This window comes from Nocardioides luteus (genome assembly GCF_014648595.1).
Lineage (GTDB): Bacteria > Actinomycetota > Actinomycetes > Propionibacteriales > Nocardioidaceae > Nocardioides > Nocardioides luteus.
On record NZ_BMRK01000003.1, the window covers coordinates 364,188 to 384,788 of the forward strand.

The window sequence follows — 20,601 nt, forward strand, 5'->3', positions numbered from 1 at the left end:
GGTCGTCCTGCGCGGCGACCCGCGCTCCGACCGCGAGTTCTCCTGCTTCTACCTGCGCAAGGGCGAGCTGATCGCCGCCGACTGCGTCAACCGTCCCCAGCAGTTCATTTTCAGCAAGAGGGTCATCGCCGAACGGCTCCCCGTCGACCCGGGCAGCCTCGGCGACCTCTCGGTGCCGATCGCCACCCAGCTCGCGTGGGCCCTCGAGAAGGCGAGTCTGGCCTCCGCGTCATGAACGTGGGCCGGTCGTATCCCCTGCGACCGGCCCACTGCACGAAGGGAGCCACACATCCGGTCAGCGGGCGTCGAGCGCATCGAGCAGCTCGTAGCCGGTGGTAGCCGCCTCGAGGCCGATCGTGCTGACCAACTCGAGCACGACGAGCAGGTCCTCAGCGGTGGCACCCAGCTTCATGGCTTCGCGCATGTGCAGCTCCAGGCCGGGCTCGAACATGTGCGTCGGCGAGCAGTCGAACGCCATGTAGACGTACTCCCTGTCGAGAGCCGAGAGCGCGCCGGTAGCGGCCGGTGCCGCGGAGAACTCCAGGACCGCGGCGAAGAACGATGGGTCCCGCCGGAGGAGCTCGTCCCACTGGCTCGACCAGTAACCTCGGCGGTCCATGAAGGACTGCTTCAGCTGCGTCTCCTCCGCGGTGAGCTCGCGGGACAGGTCCACCGGCGCGATGCGCTGAAGCGGACCGAGGCCGATGACGACGGCATGGAACCCGACCATGCTCGCGCACTGGAGCACCTCCCGGAGCTCGTCGTCGGTGGCGCCCGCTTCGCGCGCGCTGCGGAGATGGTCACGAGCCGCGCCGAGGTTCAGGTGGGTGGCGTTGAGGTTCGCAGCCAGCAGGACGAACTCCCGGGTCTTCTGACTGAGCCCGCCGTTCCGCATGGCGCTCGTCGCCATCTGCAGGTGCCCCTCCGCGAAGGCGGGCGAGCGGGCCAGCACCTCCTCGAGCCCGGCGGACCAGCGACCGCCATGGGCGAGGTAGTCGATGACCGACTGGCTCCCGGTGATGGCCTGCGGAGGCTCAGCGACCATCACTCCTCCGTCGGCGCGCCGAGAAAGGTCGTGTCGTCGAGCGCGAGCACGAGAGAGAGGAGCGCACCGGCGTAGCTGTACTCACGCATCCCCATGAACTGGCCCGCGACGTACGGGGTGAAGGTGGACTCGCGCGGCCCGTAGACCGGTCCACGCGCCGTGGATGCCGAAGCCTTGATGTTGGCGAAGTGGACCTCGATCACCGGCTTGCCGGTGTCGTAGAGAGCGAACGGGACCATGTCGCTCGTGGTGGTGAGGCCGGCCGGGTTCACGAGGTATCCGTCGACTCGCTCACCGGACTCGTGGATGAACTCGAGGATCTCGCCTTCGTGGTTCGACATGAAACGTTCGACCTCGACGCCGAGCCGGGCACCCCACTCCTGGACGAACTCGCCCAGCCCCTCGGCCGAGACCTGCGGGCCGTACATCCGCTTGTTGCGGCGGGCCAGGTTGGAGACGTTGGGGCCGTCGATGACGGCGATGACATGACGCCGGTCGCTCGACCGCAGGCCCGGCAGCTCGGGGGCATTCGTCGACATGGTGGATCTCGCTCTCAGACGTTGAAGGTGAGTACGCCACCATCGACGACAGCAGCGCGCTGATCAGCATGCTTATTGGTTCCGCCCTTGTCAATGCTTCTCGCCTTGCACTGACAACCCGAACACAGCATTCTTATAAGCATGCTTGCTATTTCGTCGACCTCGCTCTACGGTCGTGACGTTCGTCACGCACACTCACCACCTAGGAGCGCTGGAGCATGTCCTTCACCGTCCGCTTCACGGAACTCACGATCCACCCGTCGGCACCTCGGGGTGCGCGATGACGAGTCAGATGCCCGGCGCGACGTCGAATCCCGATGTCCCCGCGAGCGACGACGAGACGACCTCTGCCGTGGGGCGTCGCATCAAGGCCGTCGGTGTCTCGGAACAGGGCCTGGCCCTCGCGATTGGCTTCCTGATCGTCCTGTGCCTGGACACCGAGCAGCTGACGGTCATCCCGCTGCTCAAGGAGATCGCCTCGACCTTCACGCTCACTCCCGGCCAGTCGGCATGGGTGCTCTCGGCGACCGGCATCGCCGCGGCCGCCAGCGTGCCGGTCCTGTCACGTCTGGCGGACCTGTTCGGGATGCGCAGGATGCTGCTGCTCACCACGAGCATGGTCGTGCTCGGCAACATCGTCTGCGTCGCCGCGCAGAACTTCGAGACGCTGCTCGCCGGTCGCGTCATCATCGGGTTCAACGCCGGGCTCCCGATCTACTACGCGATCCTGCGGGGTCGCAGCCGCAGCGGGAAGGAGTCCGACAAGTACTCCGGCGCGATGACCTTCGCCATCGGCCTCGCCATATCGGGGTCCTACCTGGTGGGTGGGGCCGTGCTGGAGCTCGGCGGCGGCGTACGAACGGTCTTCTGGCTCATCCTGATCCTCTCGGTGGTCCTGCTCGCGCTCATCTGGGCGTTCGTGGAGGACATCCCGACGCGTACGCGCGTTCCTGTCGACTACGTCGGCGCGCTCCTGCTGGCAGGAGGGCTCACTCTCCTCGTCTACTCGATCGGGAAGGCGAACGAGTGGACGGCCGGGCTGCTCGTCTCGCTGCTCGCGGTCGCGGCACTGCTTCTCGTCGCGTGGGCGGCCTGGGAGCTGCGGCACCGCCAGCCGCTCTTCGACCTCAGGGTGATCAAGCGACGCGACGTGTGGCCGGCCTTCGTCATCGCCGGCGTGGTGGCCATCTTGGGCATCAACGGCGCCCTGGCGATCTGCAACTACGCGCAGACTCCGAGCATCGCAGGCTACGGTCTCGACGCATCGACCCTCATGGCCGGCGTCTACCTGCTGCCCTGCGGTCTCACCATCGCCTTCGGCGGCGGCATCGCCGGCAAGGTGATCGGCCGGTTCGGCCAACGCGGCACCAGCATCGCCGGCGCGACCATCGCGCTGCTCGCCTTCGTATGGTTCTCGCAGGTCTCCGGCACCTCGCTGCAGGTCTTCATCCTCTCCTTCTTGATCGGCGCCGCCTACGCGTTGTCCTACACGGCATCGACCGCGGCCTACCTGCGCGCGGCCCGACCGGGCGAGCAGGGGATGCTCACCGGCGCGGCTCGAGCCGCGAGCACTGCGATCGGCGCGCTCGGACCGCCGATCATCACCGCTCTCCTCGCCGCTTCCCACGTGCCGGGCCTACCGCTGCCGGCTCGCGAGAACTACGTCCACGTATGGCTGTTCCTAGCCGGGACAGCGTTCCTCATGCTCCTGGCCGGGCTCCTGGTCAGGGAAGCACGTTTCGACCAGAGGGCGGCCGAGAACACCGAGTGGATCGACGGCAGCGCGCCCGTGCGAGACTGACCCTCTCCCCTCCCCCACAGAGCGCCGCCCCCGCACGACTCGGACGTGCGAGGGGCGGCGCTCCCACGTCCGCCCCACCCGATCAGGGGGCTCCGTCCCGCAGCAGAACGAAGAGCGCCTCGGCCTCGGCGCACACGACCTCGCCGTCCCTCAGGTCTGCAGCCAGGAACAGCTTGCGCCCCTCCGCCCGCTCGACCCACGCCCGAACCTGCAGGTCGACCCCGATGGGCGTCACCGAGCGGAAGTCGGTGTGCAGATACGCCGTCCGCGCCCGGCTCCCCCGCTCGACCGCGATGTGACCGAAGACCTCGTCGAACAGGAGCGGCAACGTACCGCCGTGTGCGGCGCCGTTGCTGCCATGGAAGTAGTCGCCGAACCAAGCGGTCCCCTCGACCTTCGAGGTGGTGACGACCTGCGGCGCGAAGACAGGCGTCAAGGTCTGCCCGCGATCCGGCAGATCGAACCGTTCCCCGAAGACACGCTTCCCCTCCTCCTGCCGAGACTCGGCCAGGATGGCGGTCCAGCGGCGCAGGTCGTCGGTCAAGGCCTGCACCTGATCGTGCGGCCCGGCTGTCGCCACGGCATCGAGGAATCCACGTAGAGCGGAGGTCAGCTCGGCATACCCATCATCTGTCATATCAGCATGCTGACATTTTCGGTCGGATTCCTTGTAACCCGGACCACATCGTCCCATAATGCAAGCATGCTTACAAACAATGGGATCGTGTCTCTGTCAGTGCCGGAGGCAGCAGAGGTGGTAGAGCGGGCGATGGTGGCCGTCGGCCTGTCCCGGGAGGACGCTTCGACGGTCAGCGCACACCTCATCGACTGCGAGCTGCGCGGTCTCAACTACGGCGGCCTGCCTCGGGCGCTCTCCGTCGCCGAGCGGATCCAGTCGACAGCGACGCCGGCACGGCCGCCTCAGGTGGTCAGGGACTCGGCGTTGTCGGCGACGATCGACGGCGGCGACACGGTCGGCTACGTCGTCGCTCAGCGGGCCACGGAGACCGCGATCGAGAAGGCGCGGTCCGGCGGCATGGCCGTGGTTGCCGCGACGGACACCTGGTACACGGGGATGTACTCGTGGTATCTGGAGCAGATCACCGCCGCCGGCCTCGTCGGCATGATCGCGGGCAACGCCGGCCGCCTGGTGGCGCCGCACGGCGGCACCGAAGCACGGTTCGGCACGAACCCGATCGGCTTCGGGTTCCCGACCGCCGACGAGCCGATCATCTGGGACACCGGCACCTCGTCGGTGACCTACGCCGAGGTCGTGCTCGCCAACCGGCTCGGTGAGGAGCTGCCCGAGGGCATCGCCTTCGACCCCGATGGACAGCCGACGACCTCGCCCGCCGAGGCGCTCGCAGGGGCGTTCACCGTATGGGGCGGACACCGCGGCTCCGGCCTCGCCCTGGTCGTCCAGCTCCTCGGTATGATGACCGGAGCTCCGGCGATCACCGACGGGGTGGCCGGACTGGGCTTCCTCGTCGTCGCCATCGACCCGGCGACCGTGACCGATGCCGACGACTTCCGAGCCCGCGCCTCGGAGTACGCGGACTGGGTACGAAGCACCCGGACCGCCGAGGGAGTCGACGAGGTCCGGATGCCCTTCGACCGATCGCGCCGGACGCGCGAGCAAGCGCGCGAGCGCGGCGTCGTCCACGTCGAGCCCGCGGTGCTCGACGGACTACGGCGCATCGCGGCTCAGCACTGACAGCACGTCGAACGGGGCCTCCCGCCACCGAGGTGGCGGGAGGCCCCGTTCTCATCTCCTCAGGAGCTCCAGGAGAAGCGCGGACCGCTGTCGCGGGTCTCCTCGACCGGCACCGGACCGACCTTGCGGACGAACCCAGGGCCCGGGACACCCACCTCCTCGGCGAACCAGGTGGCCGTCTCGACCAGCAGCTGCAGATCGACACCGGTGTCGATCCCCATCCGGTCGAGCAGCTGCACGGCGTCCTCGCTGCAGACACCGCCGGCCGGAACCCCAGAAATCGCGGGGTGCCCACCTGAGCCGCCCAGCGACACGTCGATGTGGTCGATGCCCAACCCGACCAGCTCGACGATGTTCGCCACACCCATCCCCCGCGAGTCGTGCACCTGCACGGAGAGGTGCTCCGGCGAGTTCACCGTCAGAGCCGCGTCGATCATCTCGCGCACCTGACGCGGCGACGCGTATCCCAACGAGTCGGCCAGCAGCCAGTCCCGCACGCCGATGTCGTGCAACCTGCCGGCGAAGCGCTCGATGACCTCAGGTCCCCGCGGAGGACCGCTCGGCCCGCCCCAGGCGAAGATGACGTACGTGCCCAATGCCGTGTCGGTCCCGTCCGCGATGCTCACCAGCCGGCCGAGGCGGTCGATGGCCTCGTCCGTGCTGCTGCCGGTGTTGTTGCGAGAGAACTCGTCGTCCGCCGAGAGCAGGAACCACGCGACGTCGGCGCCGGCGTCGATCGCCCGCCGCAGCCCCGTCTCGTTCCCGACGCAGCAGTGCAGCGTGGTGCTCTGCGAACGATCGATCCTGGCGAACACCTCCTCGGCGTCAGCGAGGCCGGGAACCAGGTCAGGACGTACGAACGACGACACCTCGATCGCCGGCATCCCTGCCGCCGTCAACCGGTCGATGAGCTCCACCTTCACACCGGTGTCGACCTGATGAGCCTGGAGGGCGAGGCGGGGAGCCACGTCCTTGAGGACGACCCGGGTCATGCGTGCCTCGTCGGGCGCAGCCCAGCCTCCCAGGAGTCCCAGGAGCGACCTGGACCCTCTCTCCCCTCGGTGCGCAGCACGCCCTTCTGGATCTTGCCCGTGGGCGTACGCGGCAGGGTGGACAGCACTCGGTAGTACCGAGGCACCATGAAGTGCGGGAGTCGCTGGTCGCAATGGTGGAAGAGACCCTCGACGTCGAAGCCGTCGGCGTCATCGGTCTCGATGACCGCCAGCACCTCGTCCTCTCCGAGATCCGACGGCGTGCCGACCGCGGCCGCCTCGAGGACCCCCGGGAAGCTCATCAGCACCGACTCGACCTCGTAGGAGGAGATGTTCTCACCACGACGGCGGAGCGCGTCCTTCTGCCGGTCGACGAAGTAGTAGAAGCCGTCGGCGTCGACGTACCCGAGGTCGCCCGTGCGCCACCACATGTTGCGCATCGTCGCCAGCGTCGCTTCCACATCGTCGACGTAGTGGGTGAACATCACGTTGGGCACCTTCGGCCGGTAGACGATCTCGCCGACCTCGCCGACCGGGAGTTGCTCACCGGTAGGGCCTTGGATCTGCAGCTCGGTGGTGTTGCTGGGCTTGCCGATCGAGCCGATCTTCCGCGTCTCGATCGGGTTGTACGTGACGTTCTTGATCTCCGTGAGCCCGTATCCCTCCACCACGTGGATGTCGAAGCGGTCCTCGAACGGCATGAGCACGTCCGGTGGAGCGGGCGCCGCGAAGATCCGTCGCACCCGATGGTCACGATCCCGCTCGGAGGGCGGCTGGGCGAGGAGCATCGGAAGCATGGATCCCAGCGCGTTGAACATGGTGATGTCGTAGGAGCGCATCTCGTCCCAGAACCGGCTCGCGCTGAACTTCTCGGCCAGGACGATCGTCGCTCCGGCGTAGAAGTTGTGCAGGCACATGTTGAGCTGCGCCGCGCCGTGGAACATCGGCAGACAGGTGTAGAGTCGGTCGCGCGACGTCGTGCCCATCGACTCGACGTTCTCGCGGGCTGCCACCACCGCCTGGTAGTGCGGCATCACCACACCCTTGCTCTTGCCGGTTGTGCCGGAGGTCAGCGCGATGCCGGTGATGTCGGTGTGCGCGACCTCGGGGAGCCTCGCATCAGGGTCTCCCCTGTCGAGCAGCTCGCCGTAGCTGATCACCTTCATCGCATCCGCCGTCTCGGCGGCTTCGTCGACGAGCACGACCCACTCCAGCTGTGGCAGCTCGGCGAGCTCGGCCACGACGGCCGGCAGGAGCAGCGACTCGGTGACGATCACCCGGGCCTTGGTGAGGCTGAGGGCGTGCAGGAGAAACGACGCCTTGTACGCGGTGTTGACCGGGACGCACACGAAGCCGCCGCGCGCGGTGCCGAGCCAGGAGGTGACCCACTCGATCCGGTTGCGCAGGAAGATCGCGACCGCGTCGCCCTTCGTCAGACCGAGGCCCTGGAATCCCGAGGCGATCCTCGTGGCGATCGAGTCCAGCTCGCCGTAGGTGAGCTCGGCGTGCGGCGTGATCACCGCGGTCTTGTCCGGGATGGCTGCCGCCCGGCGGGCCAACAGGCCACCGATGGTGCCACCACCCATACCGTCCAGCTCACGACCGCTCATGCCAGTGCCCGCTTCGTCTCGGCGAGGAACTCCGCGAGTGACGGATCGTAGCTCGCCTCGGCTCCGGTCGTCACCAAGAAGGCGTCGACGCCCAGCTCCCGATAGCGCCGGAGAGACTCCAGGACCCGGTCGTACGAGCCCACCAGCGCCTGCGAGTTCGCGAACCCGCCGAGCAGCTTGGTCAGGCCGGTCCAGAAGCAGTCGTCGTGGAGCTCCTCGTCGGTCAGCGCCAAGGCCCGCTGACGGCCCACCGAGGTGTCGCCCTTCGACGAGCGCAGGAAGGTGTTCGTCCCCTGCGCCGCCATGATCTCGTGCTCCACCCCGCGTGCTGCCTGCCAGGCGAGGTCGTCGGTCTCGGCCACGAACAGTCGGAGACTGACGGAGAACCGCATCTCGCGCCCGTGCCGCTCGCTGGCCTTCCGCACCCGCTCGATGCGTTCGCGGGTGCCCGCGATCGGCTCGCCCCACAGCATGTAGAGATCGGCGTGCTTCGCGCCGAACTCGATCGCATCCTCGCTGTCGCCTCCCATGAAGATCGGCACCTGGCCCTGGAACGGGCGCGTCTGCAGCTTGACGGACTCGACGTCGTAGAACTCGCCGTGGTGGTCGAACGCCTCGGTGCTCGTCCAGGCCCTGCGCACGATGTCCAGGTACTCGGTCGCCCGGCGGTAGCGGTCGGCCTTCGGCGTGCTGTCGCCCTCGCGCATCAGGTCCTTGTCGCTCCCTCCGACCACCACGTTGAGCGCGAGGCGGCCGCGTGCGAGCACATCGAGCGAGGCGAAGAAGCGCGCGGCGGAGACCGGCGACATCACACCGGGGCGATGCGCCATGATCGGGGAGAAGTGGTTGCTGCGGGCGAGCGCGTAGGGCACGACGGCATGGTTGTGCGGCCAGATCGACGAGTAGCCGATCAGCACTCGGTCGATGACCTGGGCCTGATCGAGGCTGTCGATGCGCTTCTCGAGCGGACCGGGGTCGGTTTCGCCTCCGACCAGCGGCTGCGCTCCGGTGAATAGTTCGAACATCGGTGTCCCTTCGTGCGACGGAAAATCGGAGGAGCGGCCGGGTCAGGCGCTCATGCTCCCGGGCCCGATGGCCCGGGCAACGTTCAGCAAGGTGTCGCGGTAGCGGACGAAGTCGTCGTGGGTGGAGAACTGCGGCAGGCCGTACGCCGTCAGCACGAGCCGCACCGCGCCCACCGAGCCCAGCACCGGGACGGCGACCGTCCGCAGCGGGATCCGGTCCTTCACCGCGAACCTGCGGGGCTCATAGGTCTCGTCGAGCGGGTCGAGCAGGCGCCCGACCGCTTCGAGCTCCTCCGGCGCCGGCGCGTCGACCGGCAGCCGGTAGAGGGCCCGCTCCAGCGCGAGACTGTCCGGTCCCCCGAGCGTGGCGGACCAGCCCCGATCGCGTACGCGTTGAGCCAGCCCTCGTGCGTGGTCCCGCTGGCCGGGAGGAAGCTGGGCGACCCAGCGTTCGGGGTCGGACCACGCTGCGAACGCCGCCCCGAGCGGAGGCTGGTACGGCATGCGCTGACCGACGCGAGTCGGCAGCCGCCCGGGCTCGGGATGCCCGCTGGTCGCCAGGGCGACGACCTCGGTGTCGAGGAGGGCAGTCGCCACCACCTCGACTCCGAGCCTTCGCGAAGCCTCGAGCATCAGCGGACGGAGCCGGTCGACGAGCCGGAAGTGCTCGACCACCTCCGGCTGGTCCGGCAGGCCGCTCGCGGCGAGCGCCGGCGAGGCGACGGTGCCGTAGCCGCCCTGGAACGACAGCAGCGGAGAGGCTGGGTTCTCGACCCGCAGGTCCTGCACCGCCCCCACCACGATGACGTGGTCCCCGGCGTCGTGGACCGCGCTGATCGTGCAGTCGACCCAGGCGACGGCATCGTCCAGCACGGGTGAGCCCGTCGGGCCCGGCCGCCAGCCGATGCCGTTGAACTTGTCGCCGCCCTTGACGGCGAGCTGGCGCGACACCTGCTCCTGGTCGGCGGTCAGGACGTTGGCGCAGAACGCCTCGGTCTCCTGCAGCGCCGCCCACGTGCTCGAGGTGCGCATGGGCAGGAACGCGACGAGCGGGGGATCGAGCGAGACCGAGGTGAACGACGTCGCGACCATGCCGACAGGTGCGCCTTGGGCATCACGGCCGGTGATGGCCACCACCCCGCTGGGGTAGTGGCCCAGGACGAACCTGAAGAAGTCGGGGTCGAGGTCACGGACGCCGTCGGGCGTCTCCACAGTGCCGGGCATGCCGACACCGTAGGACGCCTACCCGGGAAATGCAAGCATGCTTATAAGCCTTCGAGGTCCGCCGCTTCCCGTTCGACCGCGATGGCGCTGTCGCGCATGAAACCGATCAACCTCGCCCGTTCGGCGTCCGGCAGGTTCTGCGAGAGGGTCTCGTTGATCTTCAGGACCTCCTCGTCCATCTCGCGCAGCACCTTGCGACCCTTGGCGGTGAGCGTCAGCGACATGGCGCGCTCATTGCCGGAGCTCGTCGTGCGCTTGACGTACCCCGCCTCGCCGAGCTTCGAGACGATGCGTGTCATCGTCTGAGGCTTGACGAAGCATCGCCGCGAGAGCTGGATCAACGACAGCTGCGGACGCGACTGGATCACCCGCATCGCGGCATACCCGGACAGCGTCATCCGCCACGGCCGCAGACGCATCGCACCGATCCGAGCGATCGCTCGCTCCAGACGGAAGACGGAGTCCACCAGGAGCATCATCTCCGTGTCGTACTCGGAAGACTCGAGGGCGTCGTCGTCGCTCTTCGCAGGTTTGACCATGGGCGCAGTCTAGGGCCGCAGGACCGGGTCGCTGCATTATCAGTCAGCTTATTCGCATGCTTGCTAGTCCGACTGTCGCGGTCTATTGTCGTGACGACCTCCGCTCCGGCGCCCTCACCGACGGAGCCCCACGAATCCGGCAGGAGCAGCCCGATGGCCAATGCCCAGACCACCCAAGAACTCGCAGACATCCGCGAGATCAGACGTCTCGTGGAGCGCTATGCCTACGCCATGGATCGCCGCAACACCGACCTGATGCGGACCTGCTTCATCCCCGACGCCGATCTGAGCTACTTCGGCGGCCTGAAGCAGTTCGACGGCAACAGCTTCGCGGACTCTCTGGTCCCGTCCCTGGCCCCGTTCAAGACCGTCAACCACTCGATCAGCAGCATCCGCATCGAGGTCGACGGCGACGACGCGACCGGCGACCTGCACATCTTCGCGACCATGATGCTCGCCGACTCTCCCTCGGTCATCGTGCGCGGCGTACACGTCGTCGACGGCTACGTGAGGACCGCCGACGGCTGGAAGGTCGCCAAGCGTCGCCACGCCCCGTTCCTGCAGTACGAGGCCCCACTGACGGACATCGACTTCCCGGGAGTGGGCGGCATCAACCCGTGACCCCTCCTCGCCGCTGAGGGACTATGACAGAGGGTCCGACCTCGTGAAACGTTCACAAGGTCGGACCCTCTGTCATAGCGGCCCGCAGACGACCTCACGCACCAGGCACCGGGCGACGTTCCGTGCATATCGCCCAGAGAAACGAAGAAGGCCCCTCGCCGGGCTTTCGCCGACCAGGGGCCTTTCTGTGTTCTGCGCGCCTGTAGGGATTCGAACCCCAAACCTTCTGATCCGTAGTCAGATGCTCTATCCGTTGAGCTACAGGCGCAGTGTTACCGAAGCAACGTGTAGAACAGTAGCGGAAGATGGTCCGTGACCAGAAATCGCCACGTGTGAGAAGATCTGGCGCTAGCCACAGCATCGGGGAGGTGGAGCGTGAGCAAGCGTCGACCCACGCCGTCCGGCGAGGAGGAGAACGTGACCGAAGAAGGACGCGCGCCCACAACGCGTGCGCTGCTCGAAGCCAAGGGCATCGAGCTCTTCGAGTTGATCGCCGAGAAAGGCCTTCTGCCCTCTTCCGACGAACGGATCAACGAAGGCGGGGAGTTCGTCGACGCTCTGGCCGCGCTGGTCGAGCTCGGTCTCGTACGGCAGCCTGCCGAGGACCCGACCGTCTGGACCACCGTCGATCCCGCGACCGTCCAAGCACAGGTCGTCACCCCGATGACCCAGGAGGGCATCCGGCTCCTCCAAGAGTCAGCGGAGTGGGCGAACGACTTCGCCGCGCTTCGGAGCGCGTGGCGACGATCCGCCCCCACTGACGAGCTCGGCCCGTTCGCCTATATGCACGGGTCCGCAGTGCAGCGATACATCGACTCTCTCGTAGCAGAGTGCGAGTTTGAGGCGCTCACAGCACAACCGCAGGATGGTCGCGATACCGGCGCCGTGCTGTCGAACGCGATTCAGAAGGACACGCAACTGATCAAACGAGGCGTCAAGCTTCGCACTCTCTATCAGCACGCAGCACGACGAAACAGCGGTACCAGGGAGTACGTAGCCGCCGTGACCGCAGCCGGCGGCGAGGTACGCACTCTGGACGAGTTCTTCAACAGGACCATGATCTTCGACCGAAACGTGGCGATCATCCCAGGGCCTGAAGGCGTCGCGACCGCAGTTGCGATCCGTGAGCCCGCGGTCGTCAACTACCTGGTCGACGTCTTTGAGAGGGCCTGGGAGCGAGGTCGCCCGTTCTCGGCGGCTGACTCGTCCACCTTGAAGGACATCGCCGGTGAGCAGCGGGCAATGACGCTGCGGATGCTGATCGAGGGGCACTCCGACCCGGCGGCGTCAAAGCGGCTCGGCGTGAGTCCACGTACTTACGCCGGGTACGTGTCAGACCTCAAGGAAGAGTACGACGCGGATACGCGCTTCCAACTGGGCTACGAGATCGGGCGTGCCGGCGGCGGGATCGGCGAAGGGTTCTCTGACTGAGAGTTGGAACTCGCCTTCGCCCAGGCGGAATCCCCCAGCATCTGCCGGGGGATTCGCAACCGAGTTGCCTAGTTAGGCCACGTGGTGTCGCTCGCAATGATGTTCGGCCACGTGGTGTCGGCCTGAGCAGGAGCACTTGCGAAGAAGCTGACAGCAACGGTGGCGGCCGAGGCCAGCGTGAGCGCAACTGCGGTGCGTACGAACTTCATGTTCTTTCCTTCCTGGTCTCGAGGCCGACAGGTGCCGAGAGGCCTACGGACTGATTATTGTGCACATCACCGTGTTACGGATAGTTCTCGTTCCGGCGTACGGTCGTGCACTGCACAAAAATGCAGGTCAGAAACGAGTTTGGCCCCCTCGCGAAGGGGGCCAAACTCGGTGAAACTGGCGGAGGCGGAGGGATTTGAACCCTCGATGGGGTTTAAGCCCCAAACTCGATTAGCAGTCGAGCGCCATAGACCAGACTAGGCGACGCCTCCATACCGCGCGAACAGGCTACAAGACCGGCAGGCCTGGGACCAATCAGGGCGCTTCGGTGGTTCCCGAGCCGGTGTCGAGAGGCTTGATCGTGGCCTTCAGGAAGCCCTGGAGCTCGCGCACGAACTGCTCACGGTCGAGGGCGAGGATGGTCACCGGGATGATGGTCGCGCCGCCCTTCTTGAGCCGCAGCTCGAGGCAGGGGGTACCGGCGGGCATCGTGGTCACCGCCTCCTGGATGTCGGCCCAGCGGGCCTCACGCACGCCCGCACCGCGCACGAACGAGACGCGGTAGCCCTGGGCGCTGGCGCGCAGGACGTACGCCTTGTTGCGGAGCCACCAGCCGAACCCGGCCACGGCGACGACGCCGACGACGAGCGGGATGAAGAGCCAGGCGAAGTCGATCCGGGCCGCGATCACGATCGCCGTACCGGCGAAGACGAGGAGCGCCAGCCCGACCACGGAGGCGCCCAGGAGGCGGGCCTGCACGGTGGGAGCGAGGCGGTAGTAGGTGAGCTCAGCGGTCGACACGCTCCCCATTGTGACCGACACGCGCGCGGGAGACCGCATCGGCTTGATCAGGCACGTGACCTAGGTCACACTTTACTTATGACAGGTGTGCTTCCACATGATTCGGATGCTCTTCGGGCCCTGGATACCGCGATCGCTGCTCCCCGCCCCGAGGAGAACGTCGGCCTCTGGCGATGGGAGGTGCGGCAGCGTCTCAACGGCGTACGCGACTCGCTGCTGACCCTCGAGAACGGTCAGGAGTGGCATGCGCTCGCCGACGTCAGCGTGCTCCGCGACCGCGGCACGCTGCTGAGCCGGCTCGCCGTGCTCGCGGACGACGTGCTCGACCGTACGGACCTCGAGAACCTGCTCCTCGAACTGCGGCAGGTGATGATCGACGTCGACCGGCACCTGCAGGAGGTCTAGCTCCAGCTTTCGCTGGCGCTCAATCTGGCAGGGCCACGCCCGCGCCAACGCCCCCTCAGCCAGCTTTCGCTGGCGCTCAATCTGCAGAGGGGGCGGGATTCGAACCCGCGGTAGGTCTCCCTACGACCGCTTTCAAGGCGGTTCCGATCGGCCACTCCGGCACCCCTCCATGCGCCCGTGGGCGCGTCAACGGAGTCTAGTGCGCCACCGGGTCAGGCGCTCAACTCCACGAGCACGTCACCCTCCTGGACGACGTCTCCGGTGGCGACCTTGACCGCGACGACCGTGCCCGGCGCCTCGGCGAGGACGGGGATCTCCATCTTCATCGACTCCAGCAGCATGACGGTGTCACCTGCGGCGACCTTGTCCCCTGGCTGCACTCCGACGCTCATGACGTTCGCGACCATCTCGGCAGCGATCGTGGTGGGGGTTCTGCGGTTCATACCCCAGAACGTACGGGTTACCCGGTGGTATCCCTAGTCAGAACGGGCCTCAGAGCAGCGAACGGGTGCGGCTCGGCTCGGGGCGTACGGCGCTGGCCTCGTCGGCCTCCCGCGCTGCGCGGCGGCCGCCGCCGGCGGTCGATCCGGTGAGCGCGAGGTCGATGCGGATGATCACGAAGGCGATCACCAGACCGACCAGGATGCTATAGACGACCGAGAGCCCGGCCTCGAGCAGGCCGACGTCGGGGTTGAGGAACGTACTCGCGACGGGCGCGGTGAGCGCGACGCCGAAGAGGCAGACCCACCAGCCCTGACGGCGGCGGGCACGCATGTGGGTGCCCCAGACCAGCGCCGGTACGCCGAAGAACGCCTGGATCGGGTGCGGATAGCCACCGATGTGGATCCGGCACCAGCGCTGCATGTCGCCGACCGAGTCGAGCAGGCCGGTGCTGCCGTAGCGGCGCAGCATCTCGGCGTAGATCAGGGTGAGCGCGAGCATCAGGCCGCCGATGCCGACCACGATCGCGCCGCGTCGGCCGAGGCCGTGCAGGCCGGCGCCGAGGCGGTAGACGGCGAAGAAGGCGATCGCCAGAGAGCAGGCCAGCGTGGCGTACTCGAACCGCGAGACCATCACCACCGGCTCGAAGCCGAGCGCCGCGAAGCTGCCGAGCGCGGCGATGCCGACGGCGATGAACGCCTCGCGGATCGTCTTCGGGAAGCGACGCGACGGGACGGTGCCCATCACCGCGAGGACGGCGGCGACCGAGGCGACCAGGACCGCCGCCCCCGTACGCAGGGCCTCGTTGTCGACGAGCACCACGACGATCCCGGCGACCCCTGCCAGGGCTCCGAAGATCAGCGGGCGGCCGCCCGTGCGGTGCGCGAGCGCGAAGGTGTAGGCGGTGCCGACCACGGCGGCACCGAGGCCGCCGAAGATCTCCGGGCCCAGGTCGAAGGCGCTGATCGCGAGGCCGACGAGACCGACGGCGAGCGCCACGATCCAGATCAGCCGGATCGTGCCGGAGGTGAGGCTCTCGATGAGGCCGAGACCCGCTCGCGCGGCGCCGGCACCGGGAACTCGCGGCTGCGCCAGGAACGAGGTCACCTTGGCCGCGGTCTTGGGCCGTCCGGCCGTCTCCGGCTCGTAGGGAGCCGCCGGGTCCTGGATCGTCTCGACCTGACCGGACTGGTAGACGTCGGCCTGATAGGGGTCGGTGCCGTAGGGCTGGTAAGGATCAGGCTGGTAGGACTCGGGCTGGTAAGTGTCTTGCTGGTAGGAGTCCGGCTGGTAGCCGGGCTGCTGGATGTGGGACGGCGTGTGCGGCGCCTGGGCCAGGCCGGTCCGCCCATAGGTTCCGGTCGAGTAGGCCGGAGCCTGCCGCGCGCTCGGCGGCGGCGCGGTCGGGCCGCTCAGCGCCGGCGCCGGCTCGTTGCGGTAGGCCGGAGCCGGGTAACCGCCGTAGGCGGGCTCAGGCTCCTCGGGCGTGATCCGGGCGCGCTTCCCGGTGTAACCGTTCGGCTCGTCGGGCTCCTGCGACTCGCTGCGCCCCGAGGCGATCCGGCGACCGCCACCCGGCGTGGGCGGCGGCTCGGCGGGCGACCGACGGTCGTCGTACCACGTCTGATCGGCCCAGCCGTCGTTCCAGCCCTGGTCGTTGCCACGGTCGTCGGTCTGCTCCCCGTAGGACGGGTCGCCATAGGGCTGGCCGGTGTGCTGATAGCCGGCCCAGTCGTCCTCCGCCCACTGGTCGTACGCCAGCGCTTCGCTCGACGTCGGCTCGACGTAGGCGGGTGTGGGCTCGCTGCGACCGGCTGCACGACGGCCACGCTTGCTCTTGTCAGCGCGACGGCGGGGGGCTCGGTCCATAACAGACGAGGATACCGGCGACGGGGTGAACCTAACGAGTCATCGATATCCGGTTACCCCCGTGAGCGGGACTTGTTGACGAACCTCACATCCTGCGGTTGACCAGGGAGGGATTGGTGCGCCGAGCCTCCTCCAGGACCCCTCGTTCGATCGTCGCGGAGACGACCTGGTCATCGTCTCCGGCCTCGACCAGAACGTCCCCGAGCGGGTCGACGACCATCGAGTGGCCGCAGTAGCGCGGCGTCGGCTGGGCGGCTGCCGCGATGAAGACCGTGTTCTCGATCGCGCGTGCGCGCACGAGGGTGCGCCAGTGGTCGACCTTGCGCGGCCCGGCCACCCAGGCCGCCGGCAGCACGATCAGCTCGGCACCCTCGTCGACCAGCCGCCGGGCGAGCTCGGGGAAGCGCAGGTCGTAGCAGGTCATCAGGCCCGTGGGGACGCCGCCGATGTCGATCACCTTCGGCTCGATCTCCCCGGCGAGGAGCGCGTCGGACTCCTTGTAGCCGAACGAGTCGTAGAGATGGATCTTCCGGTACGCCGCCTCGGCCCCGCCGCGTACGAGCAGGGTGTTGAACGGCCTGCCCTCCGGGTCTCCGCTGGTCTCGAGCATCCCGGCCACCACCGTGGTGCCCCGCTCCTTCGCCACCCGGGCCACCTCGGCCCCGAACGGTCCGTCGACCTCCTCGGCGTACGGACCGAGGTCTGAGCCCGGCTTGCCGAAGTCGCGGGAGAAGACCTCGGGAAAGACGACCAGGTCGCTGTCGTCGGGCGTCAGCTCGGCCAGGAGGGACCGGTTGGCGTCGGGCTCGAGACCCGAGGCCTGCTGCACCAGGCTGATCCGGAGGCTGTTCCAGGTGGTCATTCCTCCAGACTAGAGTCCCCGTCGTGACTGCTTGGGACGAATGGGAGCCGTACGCCGCGGTGCTGCTCGCCGGAGGACGCAGCTCCCGCCTCGACGGGATCGACAAGTCCGGCATCGAGCTCGGCGGCCGCACGATGCTGGCGTGGGCGCTGGACGCCGTCGTCGACGCGATGGAGGTCGTCGTCGTGGGCGACCAGGTGATCACCGAGCGCCCGGTGACCTTCGTCCGCGAGGACCCGCGCTTCGGCGGCCCGGTCGCCGCGCTGCTGACCGGCGTCGACGCGCTGCTGAGGCCGCGGGCGTACGTCGGTGTGGTCGCCGTCGACATGCCCTTCCTGCGTCCACGCACGCTGTCGCGGCTCCGCGAGGCGGCGTTCGGGCGCGACGGCGCGGTGCTCGTCGGGCCCGACGGATGTCGACAGCTGGCGATGGTGCTCTCCGCCGACCGCCTCGCCGAGGTGCGCCCGGACCACGAGGGTCAGCACAACATGCCGCTGCACAAGCTGCTCGCCGATCTCGAGCTGGTCGAGGTGCCGTCCGAGGGCGACGAGCACCGCGACATCGACACCTGGACCGATCTCAAGAACCTCTGACCGGTCGTCGCCGGCGGTGGTCGCGGGCGGGCCGCGACCGAGCCGCGCCGAGCCGTATTTCGAGCTGTAACACGCTGTTACACCGACTATCCGGTCGTTCACAACGACCGGATAGTCCTACGAACGACGTGTTACACGTCCCCGGGCCGCCCCAGCCCGCTGTGCCGGCCCCCTAGGGTTGGAGGCATGCGAGCCGTCGTAGCCGAGCAGCCCGGAGGGCCCGAGGTCCTCACCGTCACCGACCGTCCCGACCCGGAGGCCGGGCCGGGGGAGGTTGTGATCGACGTCGCCGCGGCGGGGCTCAACCGGGCGGACCTGCTGCAGCGGCAGGGGTTCTACCCGCCGCCGAAGGGCGCCAGCGACATCATCGGGATGGAGTGCAGCGGCGTCGTCTCCGCGGTCGGCGAAGGCGTCGAGGGCTGGCAGGAGGGTGACGAGGTGTGCGCGCTGCTCGCCGGGGGCGGGTACGCGTCGAAGGTCGCCGTGCCGGCCGGACAGGTGATGCCGGTGCCCGAGGGCGTCGACCTGGTCACCGCGGCGGCTCTGCCCGAGGTCGCCACCACGGTCTGGTCCAACGTCTTCATGGTCGGCGGGCTGACCCCCGACGAGACGTTCCTGGTCCACGGGGGTGCCGGCGGCATCGGCACGATGGCGATCCAGGTCGCCAGCAAGCTCGGCTCGCGCGTGATCACGACCGTCGGGTCGGCCGAGAAGGCCGAGCTCGTGAAGTCGCTCGGCGCCGAGGCGGCCATCAACTACAAGGACGACGACTTCGTCGAGGTCGCCAAGGTCTACGGCGGCGCCGACGTCATCCTGGACAACATGGGTGCGAAGTATCTCGCCCGCAACATCGATGCGCTCAACCCCGAGGGCCGCCTGGTCATCATCGGCATGCAGGGCGGCACCAAGACCGAGCTCGACATCAACTCGCTCCTCCGCAAGCGAGCAGCCGTGATCGCGACCAACCTGCGCGGGCGGCCGGTCGAGCAGAAGACGCGGATCTGCGCCGAGGTCGTCGAGAACATCTGGCCGATGGTCGAAGCCGGTGACGTGAAGCCGGTCGTGCAGGACGTACTCCCGCTGGAGGAGGCCGCCGAGGCCCACCGGCTGATGGAGTCGGGCACGCACACCGGCAAGATCCTGCTGACCACCCAGGCCTAGGTAGGGTTGGGCACATGACGCAGGAGCAGACCGGGGAAGTCGTGGTCATCGGTCCCGACGGGAAGCCGATCTCGGTCCCCGCCGACGTACTCAAGGACGCCACCGCACCGGAGGCGCCCGAGGACGAAGAGCGCGACGTGACCGACCTCGTGGAGCAGCCCGCCAAGGTGATGCGGATCGGGTCGATGATCCGACAGCTGCTCGAGGAGGTGAAGGCCGCCCCGCTCGACGAGGCCTCGCGCAACCGTCTCCGCGAGATCCACCACGCCTCGATAAAGGAGCTCGAGTCCGGGCTCGCTCCCGAGCTGGTCGAGGAGCTGGAGCGGCTCTCGCTGCCGTTCACCGAGGAGCAGACCCCCTCCGACGGCGAGCTGCGGATCGCGCAGGCCCAGCTGGTCGGCTGGCTCGAGGGTCTCTTCCACGGCATCCAGACCGCGATCTACGCCCAGCAGGTCGCCGCGCGCGCCCAGTTCGAGCAGATCCGCAAGGGCCTGCCGCCCGGCGTGAGCCTCTCCCCCGAGGGTCAGCCGGCACCCGGCCAGGGACAGCAGCCGGGCCAGTCCGACCACGGCGACTCCTCGGGCGGGCTCTACCTCTAGCCGACCAGCGCGACGACCACTCCGACCCCTCCTGCGAGCAGGAGGGTGAGGACGACGCCGCGCCTCAGGACGAGCAGGAGTACGCCGGCAGCGGCGAGCACCACCCACTGCCAGGTTTCGCTGATGGCGAGTGCCAGCGGCACCGCCGAGCCGAGGATGGCCCCGATCGCGGCTGGCCCGGCGCCGTCGAGGAAGGCGCGGGCGAGCGGTGAGGAGCGCAGTGCCTCGAAGTGCCGCCCGCCGGCGATGATCATCAGGAACGACGGCCCGAACGCGATCACCGCGGCGCCGAGCGCGCCGAGCAGACCGGCGGCCGCGAAGCCGACGACCGCCACGGTGTGGACGACCGGGCCCGGAGTGATCTGGCCGAGTGCGACCGCGTTGAGGAACTCGGCCGAGCTCATCCAGCCGTGCCGGTCGACGGCGTCGGACTGCATCAGCGGGATGATCACGAACCCGCCGCCGTAGGACAGTGCGCCGACCTTGAACGCGGTCCAGGCCAACGGCGCAGCGACCGCCGCCGTGAGCGTGCCCTGGGCCAGCACCGGCAGGGTGATCACGGACTGGAACGAGTTCGTACGCCACGGCCGCCGCACCACCACCTCGACGAGCCCGGCGCCGACGAGCACGAGCACCACCCAGGCTCCGGTGATCGCAGCGGCGAGCGCGCCCAGGACGGCGTAGACGATCCAGCGCGGACGCGACGGGGTGCGCGCGTAGGAGGACGGCACCAGCGCCCAGCCCGCCTGGATCGCGACCGCGGCGACCGCGGCCCCGGCGCCGGCTCCCGCGCCCAGCACCCACTCCGGCGGGTCGCCGAGGAACAGCGCGGCCAGCGCGAGGATCGCGATCAGACCCGGGACGATGAACGCCAGCCCGCCGACGACCGCACCGGCCGCGCCGCGTACTCGCCAGGCGGTGAAGATCGCGAGCTGGGTCGAGGACGGGCCGGGGAGCAGGTTGCAGGTCGCGATCGCGTCCTCGAACTCCCCCGGCTCCACCCACCCGCGGCGCTCGACGACCGTCTCGCGAAGCAGCCGGATGTGGGCGGGTGGTCCACCGAAGCCGATGACGCCGATCCGGCCCCACTCCCGAGCGATCTCCACCAGCGTGGTCATGACG

General features: G+C 68.6%; 23 protein-coding genes and 3 tRNA genes. 9 read left to right on the forward strand and 17 right to left on the reverse strand.

Annotated elements, in window-relative coordinates:
- The coding region (locus IEY81_RS24095; RefSeq protein ID WP_276529623.1) for an oxidoreductase C-terminal domain-containing protein at positions 1–235 on the forward strand (235 nt) is incomplete at its 5' end.
- A gap of 60 nt (positions 236–295) precedes the next feature.
- Here the strand turns inward: IEY81_RS24095 and IEY81_RS06200 are convergent.
- Together IEY81_RS06200 and IEY81_RS06205 are read right to left on the reverse strand one after the other, a co-directional pair.
- Positions 296–1,045, reverse strand: coding sequence for a carboxymuconolactone decarboxylase family protein (locus tag IEY81_RS06200; protein WP_189117583.1), 750 nt, complete (start codon positions 1,043–1,045; stop codon positions 296–298).
- A complete protein-coding gene (locus tag IEY81_RS06205) occupies positions 1,045–1,584 on the reverse strand; it encodes a type II 3-dehydroquinate dehydratase (RefSeq protein WP_189117584.1) in 540 nt (179 codons plus the stop codon). The genes IEY81_RS06200 and IEY81_RS06205 overlap by 1 nt, the downstream gene beginning before the upstream one ends.
- Before the next feature lie 280 nt (positions 1,585–1,864).
- Between IEY81_RS06205 and IEY81_RS06210 the strand changes: the two genes are divergently transcribed.
- A complete protein-coding gene (locus IEY81_RS06210; RefSeq protein ID WP_189117585.1) occupies positions 1,865–3,385 on the forward strand; it encodes an MFS transporter in 1,521 nt (506 codons plus the stop codon).
- Between the two features lie 82 nt (positions 3,386–3,467).
- On the opposite strand, the gene IEY81_RS06215 is transcribed toward IEY81_RS06210, so the two are convergent.
- On the reverse strand, positions 3,468–3,929 hold the full coding sequence (locus IEY81_RS06215; protein ID WP_229787410.1) for a PaaI family thioesterase: 462 nt from the start codon (positions 3,927–3,929) through the stop codon (positions 3,468–3,470).
- Positions 3,930–4,109: 180 nt separating this feature from the next.
- Here IEY81_RS06215 and IEY81_RS06220 point away from each other — a divergent pair, with 180 nt between their 5' ends.
- A complete protein-coding gene (locus IEY81_RS06220; RefSeq protein ID WP_229787412.1) occupies positions 4,110–5,099 on the forward strand; it encodes an Ldh family oxidoreductase in 990 nt (329 codons plus the stop codon).
- Between the two features lie 59 nt (positions 5,100–5,158).
- Here the strand turns inward: IEY81_RS06220 and IEY81_RS06225 are convergent, their stop codons facing one another.
- The 5 genes from IEY81_RS06225 to IEY81_RS06245 are packed head-to-tail and all read right to left on the reverse strand — an operon-like array spanning position 5,159 to position 10,429.
- Entirely contained in the window at positions 5,159–6,091 is a 933-nt protein-coding gene (locus tag IEY81_RS06225) for a hydroxymethylglutaryl-CoA lyase-like TIM-barrel protein (protein WP_189117587.1), read from the reverse strand.
- Positions 6,088–7,701 (reverse strand): AMP-binding protein, encoded by a 1,614-nt coding sequence (locus IEY81_RS06230; RefSeq protein WP_189117588.1) that lies wholly within the window; start codon positions 7,699–7,701, stop codon positions 6,088–6,090. Before IEY81_RS06230 ends, IEY81_RS06225 begins: the two co-directional genes overlap by 4 nt.
- The gene (locus tag IEY81_RS06235; RefSeq protein WP_189117589.1) at positions 7,698–8,726 is read right to left on the reverse strand and encodes an LLM class flavin-dependent oxidoreductase; all 1,029 of its coding nucleotides are present in this window, start codon (positions 8,724–8,726) and stop codon (positions 7,698–7,700) included. The genes IEY81_RS06230 and IEY81_RS06235 overlap by 4 nt, the downstream gene beginning before the upstream one ends.
- A gap of 42 nt (positions 8,727–8,768) precedes the next feature.
- Positions 8,769–9,950: a flavin reductase gene (locus IEY81_RS06240; RefSeq protein ID WP_189117590.1), complete on the reverse strand. Its 1,182-nt coding sequence runs from the start codon at positions 9,948–9,950 to the stop codon at positions 8,769–8,771.
- Between the two features lie 41 nt (positions 9,951–9,991).
- Positions 9,992–10,429: a MarR family winged helix-turn-helix transcriptional regulator gene (locus tag IEY81_RS06245; protein ID WP_189117591.1), complete on the reverse strand. Its 438-nt coding sequence runs from the start codon at positions 10,427–10,429 to the stop codon at positions 9,992–9,994.
- Between the two features lie 213 nt (positions 10,430–10,642).
- On the opposite strand from IEY81_RS06245, the gene IEY81_RS06250 reads away from it, so the two are divergent.
- On the forward strand, positions 10,643–11,110 hold the full coding sequence (locus IEY81_RS06250; protein WP_189117592.1) for a nuclear transport factor 2 family protein: 468 nt from the start codon (positions 10,643–10,645) through the stop codon (positions 11,108–11,110).
- A 195-nt stretch (positions 11,111–11,305) separates the two neighbouring features.
- Here IEY81_RS06250 and IEY81_RS06255 read toward each other — a convergent pair.
- A tRNA-Arg gene (locus IEY81_RS06255) sits at positions 11,306–11,378 on the reverse strand.
- 107 nt (positions 11,379–11,485) lie between these two features.
- Here IEY81_RS06255 and IEY81_RS06260 point away from each other — a divergent pair.
- A complete protein-coding gene (locus IEY81_RS06260) occupies positions 11,486–12,541 on the forward strand; it encodes a helix-turn-helix domain-containing protein (RefSeq protein WP_229787415.1) in 1,056 nt (351 codons plus the stop codon).
- A gap of 68 nt (positions 12,542–12,609) precedes the next feature.
- Here IEY81_RS06260 and IEY81_RS06265 read toward each other — a convergent pair whose 3' ends face one another.
- The 3 genes from IEY81_RS06265 to IEY81_RS06275 form a co-directional block, all read right to left on the reverse strand.
- Positions 12,610–12,750 (reverse strand): hypothetical protein, encoded by a 141-nt coding sequence (locus IEY81_RS06265; RefSeq protein WP_189117593.1) that lies wholly within the window; start codon positions 12,748–12,750, stop codon positions 12,610–12,612.
- Between the two features lie 176 nt (positions 12,751–12,926).
- Positions 12,927–13,020 (reverse strand) — tRNA-Ser (locus IEY81_RS06270).
- A 43-nt stretch (positions 13,021–13,063) separates the two neighbouring features.
- Positions 13,064–13,558 (reverse strand): hypothetical protein, encoded by a 495-nt coding sequence (locus IEY81_RS06275; RefSeq protein ID WP_229787436.1) that lies wholly within the window; start codon positions 13,556–13,558, stop codon positions 13,064–13,066.
- Between the two features lie 171 nt (positions 13,559–13,729).
- On the opposite strand from IEY81_RS06275, the gene IEY81_RS06280 reads away from it, so the two are divergent.
- Complete coding sequence (locus IEY81_RS06280) at positions 13,730–13,954, forward strand: hypothetical protein (protein WP_189117595.1); 225 nt, start codon at positions 13,730–13,732, stop codon at positions 13,952–13,954.
- 84 nt (positions 13,955–14,038) lie between these two features.
- Here the strand turns inward: IEY81_RS06280 and IEY81_RS06285 are convergent.
- The 4 genes from IEY81_RS06285 to IEY81_RS06300 form a co-directional block, all read right to left on the reverse strand.
- A tRNA-Ser gene (locus IEY81_RS06285) sits at positions 14,039–14,123 on the reverse strand.
- Positions 14,124–14,166: 43 nt separating this feature from the next.
- On the reverse strand, positions 14,167–14,397 hold the full coding sequence (locus IEY81_RS06290) for a biotin/lipoyl-binding carrier protein (protein WP_189117596.1): 231 nt from the start codon (positions 14,395–14,397) through the stop codon (positions 14,167–14,169).
- Between the two features lie 49 nt (positions 14,398–14,446).
- Positions 14,447–16,264: a hypothetical protein gene (locus IEY81_RS24100; RefSeq protein WP_229787417.1), complete on the reverse strand. Its 1,818-nt coding sequence runs from the start codon at positions 16,262–16,264 to the stop codon at positions 14,447–14,449.
- A gap of 85 nt (positions 16,265–16,349) precedes the next feature.
- Entirely contained in the window at positions 16,350–17,126 is a 777-nt protein-coding gene (locus tag IEY81_RS06300; RefSeq protein WP_189117597.1) for a carbon-nitrogen hydrolase family protein, read from the reverse strand.
- A gap of 23 nt (positions 17,127–17,149) precedes the next feature.
- Between IEY81_RS06300 and mobA the strand changes: the two genes are divergently transcribed.
- The 3 genes from mobA (at position 17,150) to IEY81_RS06315 (ending at position 19,479) form a co-directional block, all read left to right on the forward strand.
- Positions 17,150–17,719 carry a molybdenum cofactor guanylyltransferase gene (gene mobA / locus IEY81_RS06305; protein ID WP_189117598.1) on the forward strand — a complete coding sequence of 190 codons (570 nt, stop codon included), beginning with the start codon at positions 17,150–17,152 and terminating at the stop codon, positions 17,717–17,719.
- Positions 17,720–17,905: 186 nt separating this feature from the next.
- Positions 17,906–18,880: an NAD(P)H-quinone oxidoreductase gene (locus IEY81_RS06310; RefSeq protein WP_189117599.1), complete on the forward strand. Its 975-nt coding sequence runs from the start codon at positions 17,906–17,908 to the stop codon at positions 18,878–18,880.
- 14 nt (positions 18,881–18,894) lie between these two features.
- Positions 18,895–19,479 (forward strand): bacterial proteasome activator family protein, encoded by a 585-nt coding sequence (locus IEY81_RS06315; RefSeq protein WP_189117600.1) that lies wholly within the window; start codon positions 18,895–18,897, stop codon positions 19,477–19,479.
- On the opposite strand, the gene chrA is transcribed toward IEY81_RS06315, so the two are convergent.
- Positions 19,476–20,597, reverse strand: a complete 1,122-nt coding sequence (gene chrA, locus IEY81_RS06320) for a chromate efflux transporter (protein WP_189117601.1) — start codon at positions 20,595–20,597, stop codon at positions 19,476–19,478. The genes IEY81_RS06315 and chrA overlap by 4 nt on opposite strands.
- Between the last annotated feature and the right edge of the window lie 4 nt (positions 20,598–20,601).

Coding starts and splice junctions, on each gene's coding strand:
- IEY81_RS06200 (WP_189117583.1), bottom strand. CDS start 1,045: ATGGTCGCTGAGCCTCCGCAGGCCATCACCGGGAGCCAGTCGGTCATC.
- IEY81_RS06205 (WP_189117584.1), bottom strand. CDS start 1,584: ATGTCGACGAATGCCCCCGAGCTGCCGGGCCTGCGGTCGAGCGACCGG.
- IEY81_RS06210 (WP_189117585.1), top strand. CDS start 1,865: ATGACGAGTCAGATGCCCGGCGCGACGTCGAATCCCGATGTCCCCGCG.
- IEY81_RS06225 (WP_189117587.1), bottom strand. CDS start 6,091: ATGACCCGGGTCGTCCTCAAGGACGTGGCTCCCCGCCTCGCCCTCCAG.
- IEY81_RS06230 (WP_189117588.1), bottom strand. CDS start 7,701: ATGAGCGGTCGTGAGCTGGACGGTATGGGTGGTGGCACCATCGGTGGC.
- IEY81_RS06235 (WP_189117589.1), bottom strand. CDS start 8,726: ATGTTCGAACTATTCACCGGAGCGCAGCCGCTGGTCGGAGGCGAAACC.
- IEY81_RS06240 (WP_189117590.1), bottom strand. CDS start 9,950: ATGCCCGGCACTGTGGAGACGCCCGACGGCGTCCGTGACCTCGACCCC.
- IEY81_RS06245 (WP_189117591.1), bottom strand. CDS start 10,429: ATGATGCTCCTGGTGGACTCCGTCTTCCGTCTGGAGCGAGCGATCGCT.
- IEY81_RS06250 (WP_189117592.1), top strand. CDS start 10,643: ATGGCCAATGCCCAGACCACCCAAGAACTCGCAGACATCCGCGAGATC.
- IEY81_RS06265 (WP_189117593.1), bottom strand. CDS start 12,750: ATGAAGTTCGTACGCACCGCAGTTGCGCTCACGCTGGCCTCGGCCGCC.
- IEY81_RS06275 (WP_229787436.1), bottom strand. CDS start 13,558: ATGGGGAGCGTGTCGACCGCTGAGCTCACCTACTACCGCCTCGCTCCC.
- IEY81_RS06290 (WP_189117596.1), bottom strand. CDS start 14,397: ATGAACCGCAGAACCCCCACCACGATCGCTGCCGAGATGGTCGCGAAC.
- IEY81_RS24100 (WP_229787417.1), bottom strand. CDS start 16,264: ATGGACCGAGCCCCCCGCCGTCGCGCTGACAAGAGCAAGCGTGGCCGT.
- IEY81_RS06300 (WP_189117597.1), bottom strand. CDS start 17,126: ATGACCACCTGGAACAGCCTCCGGATCAGCCTGGTGCAGCAGGCCTCG.
- IEY81_RS06310 (WP_189117599.1), top strand. CDS start 17,906: ATGCGAGCCGTCGTAGCCGAGCAGCCCGGAGGGCCCGAGGTCCTCACC.
- IEY81_RS06315 (WP_189117600.1), top strand. CDS start 18,895: ATGACGCAGGAGCAGACCGGGGAAGTCGTGGTCATCGGTCCCGACGGG.
- chrA (WP_189117601.1), bottom strand. CDS start 20,597: ATGACCACGCTGGTGGAGATCGCTCGGGAGTGGGGCCGGATCGGCGTC.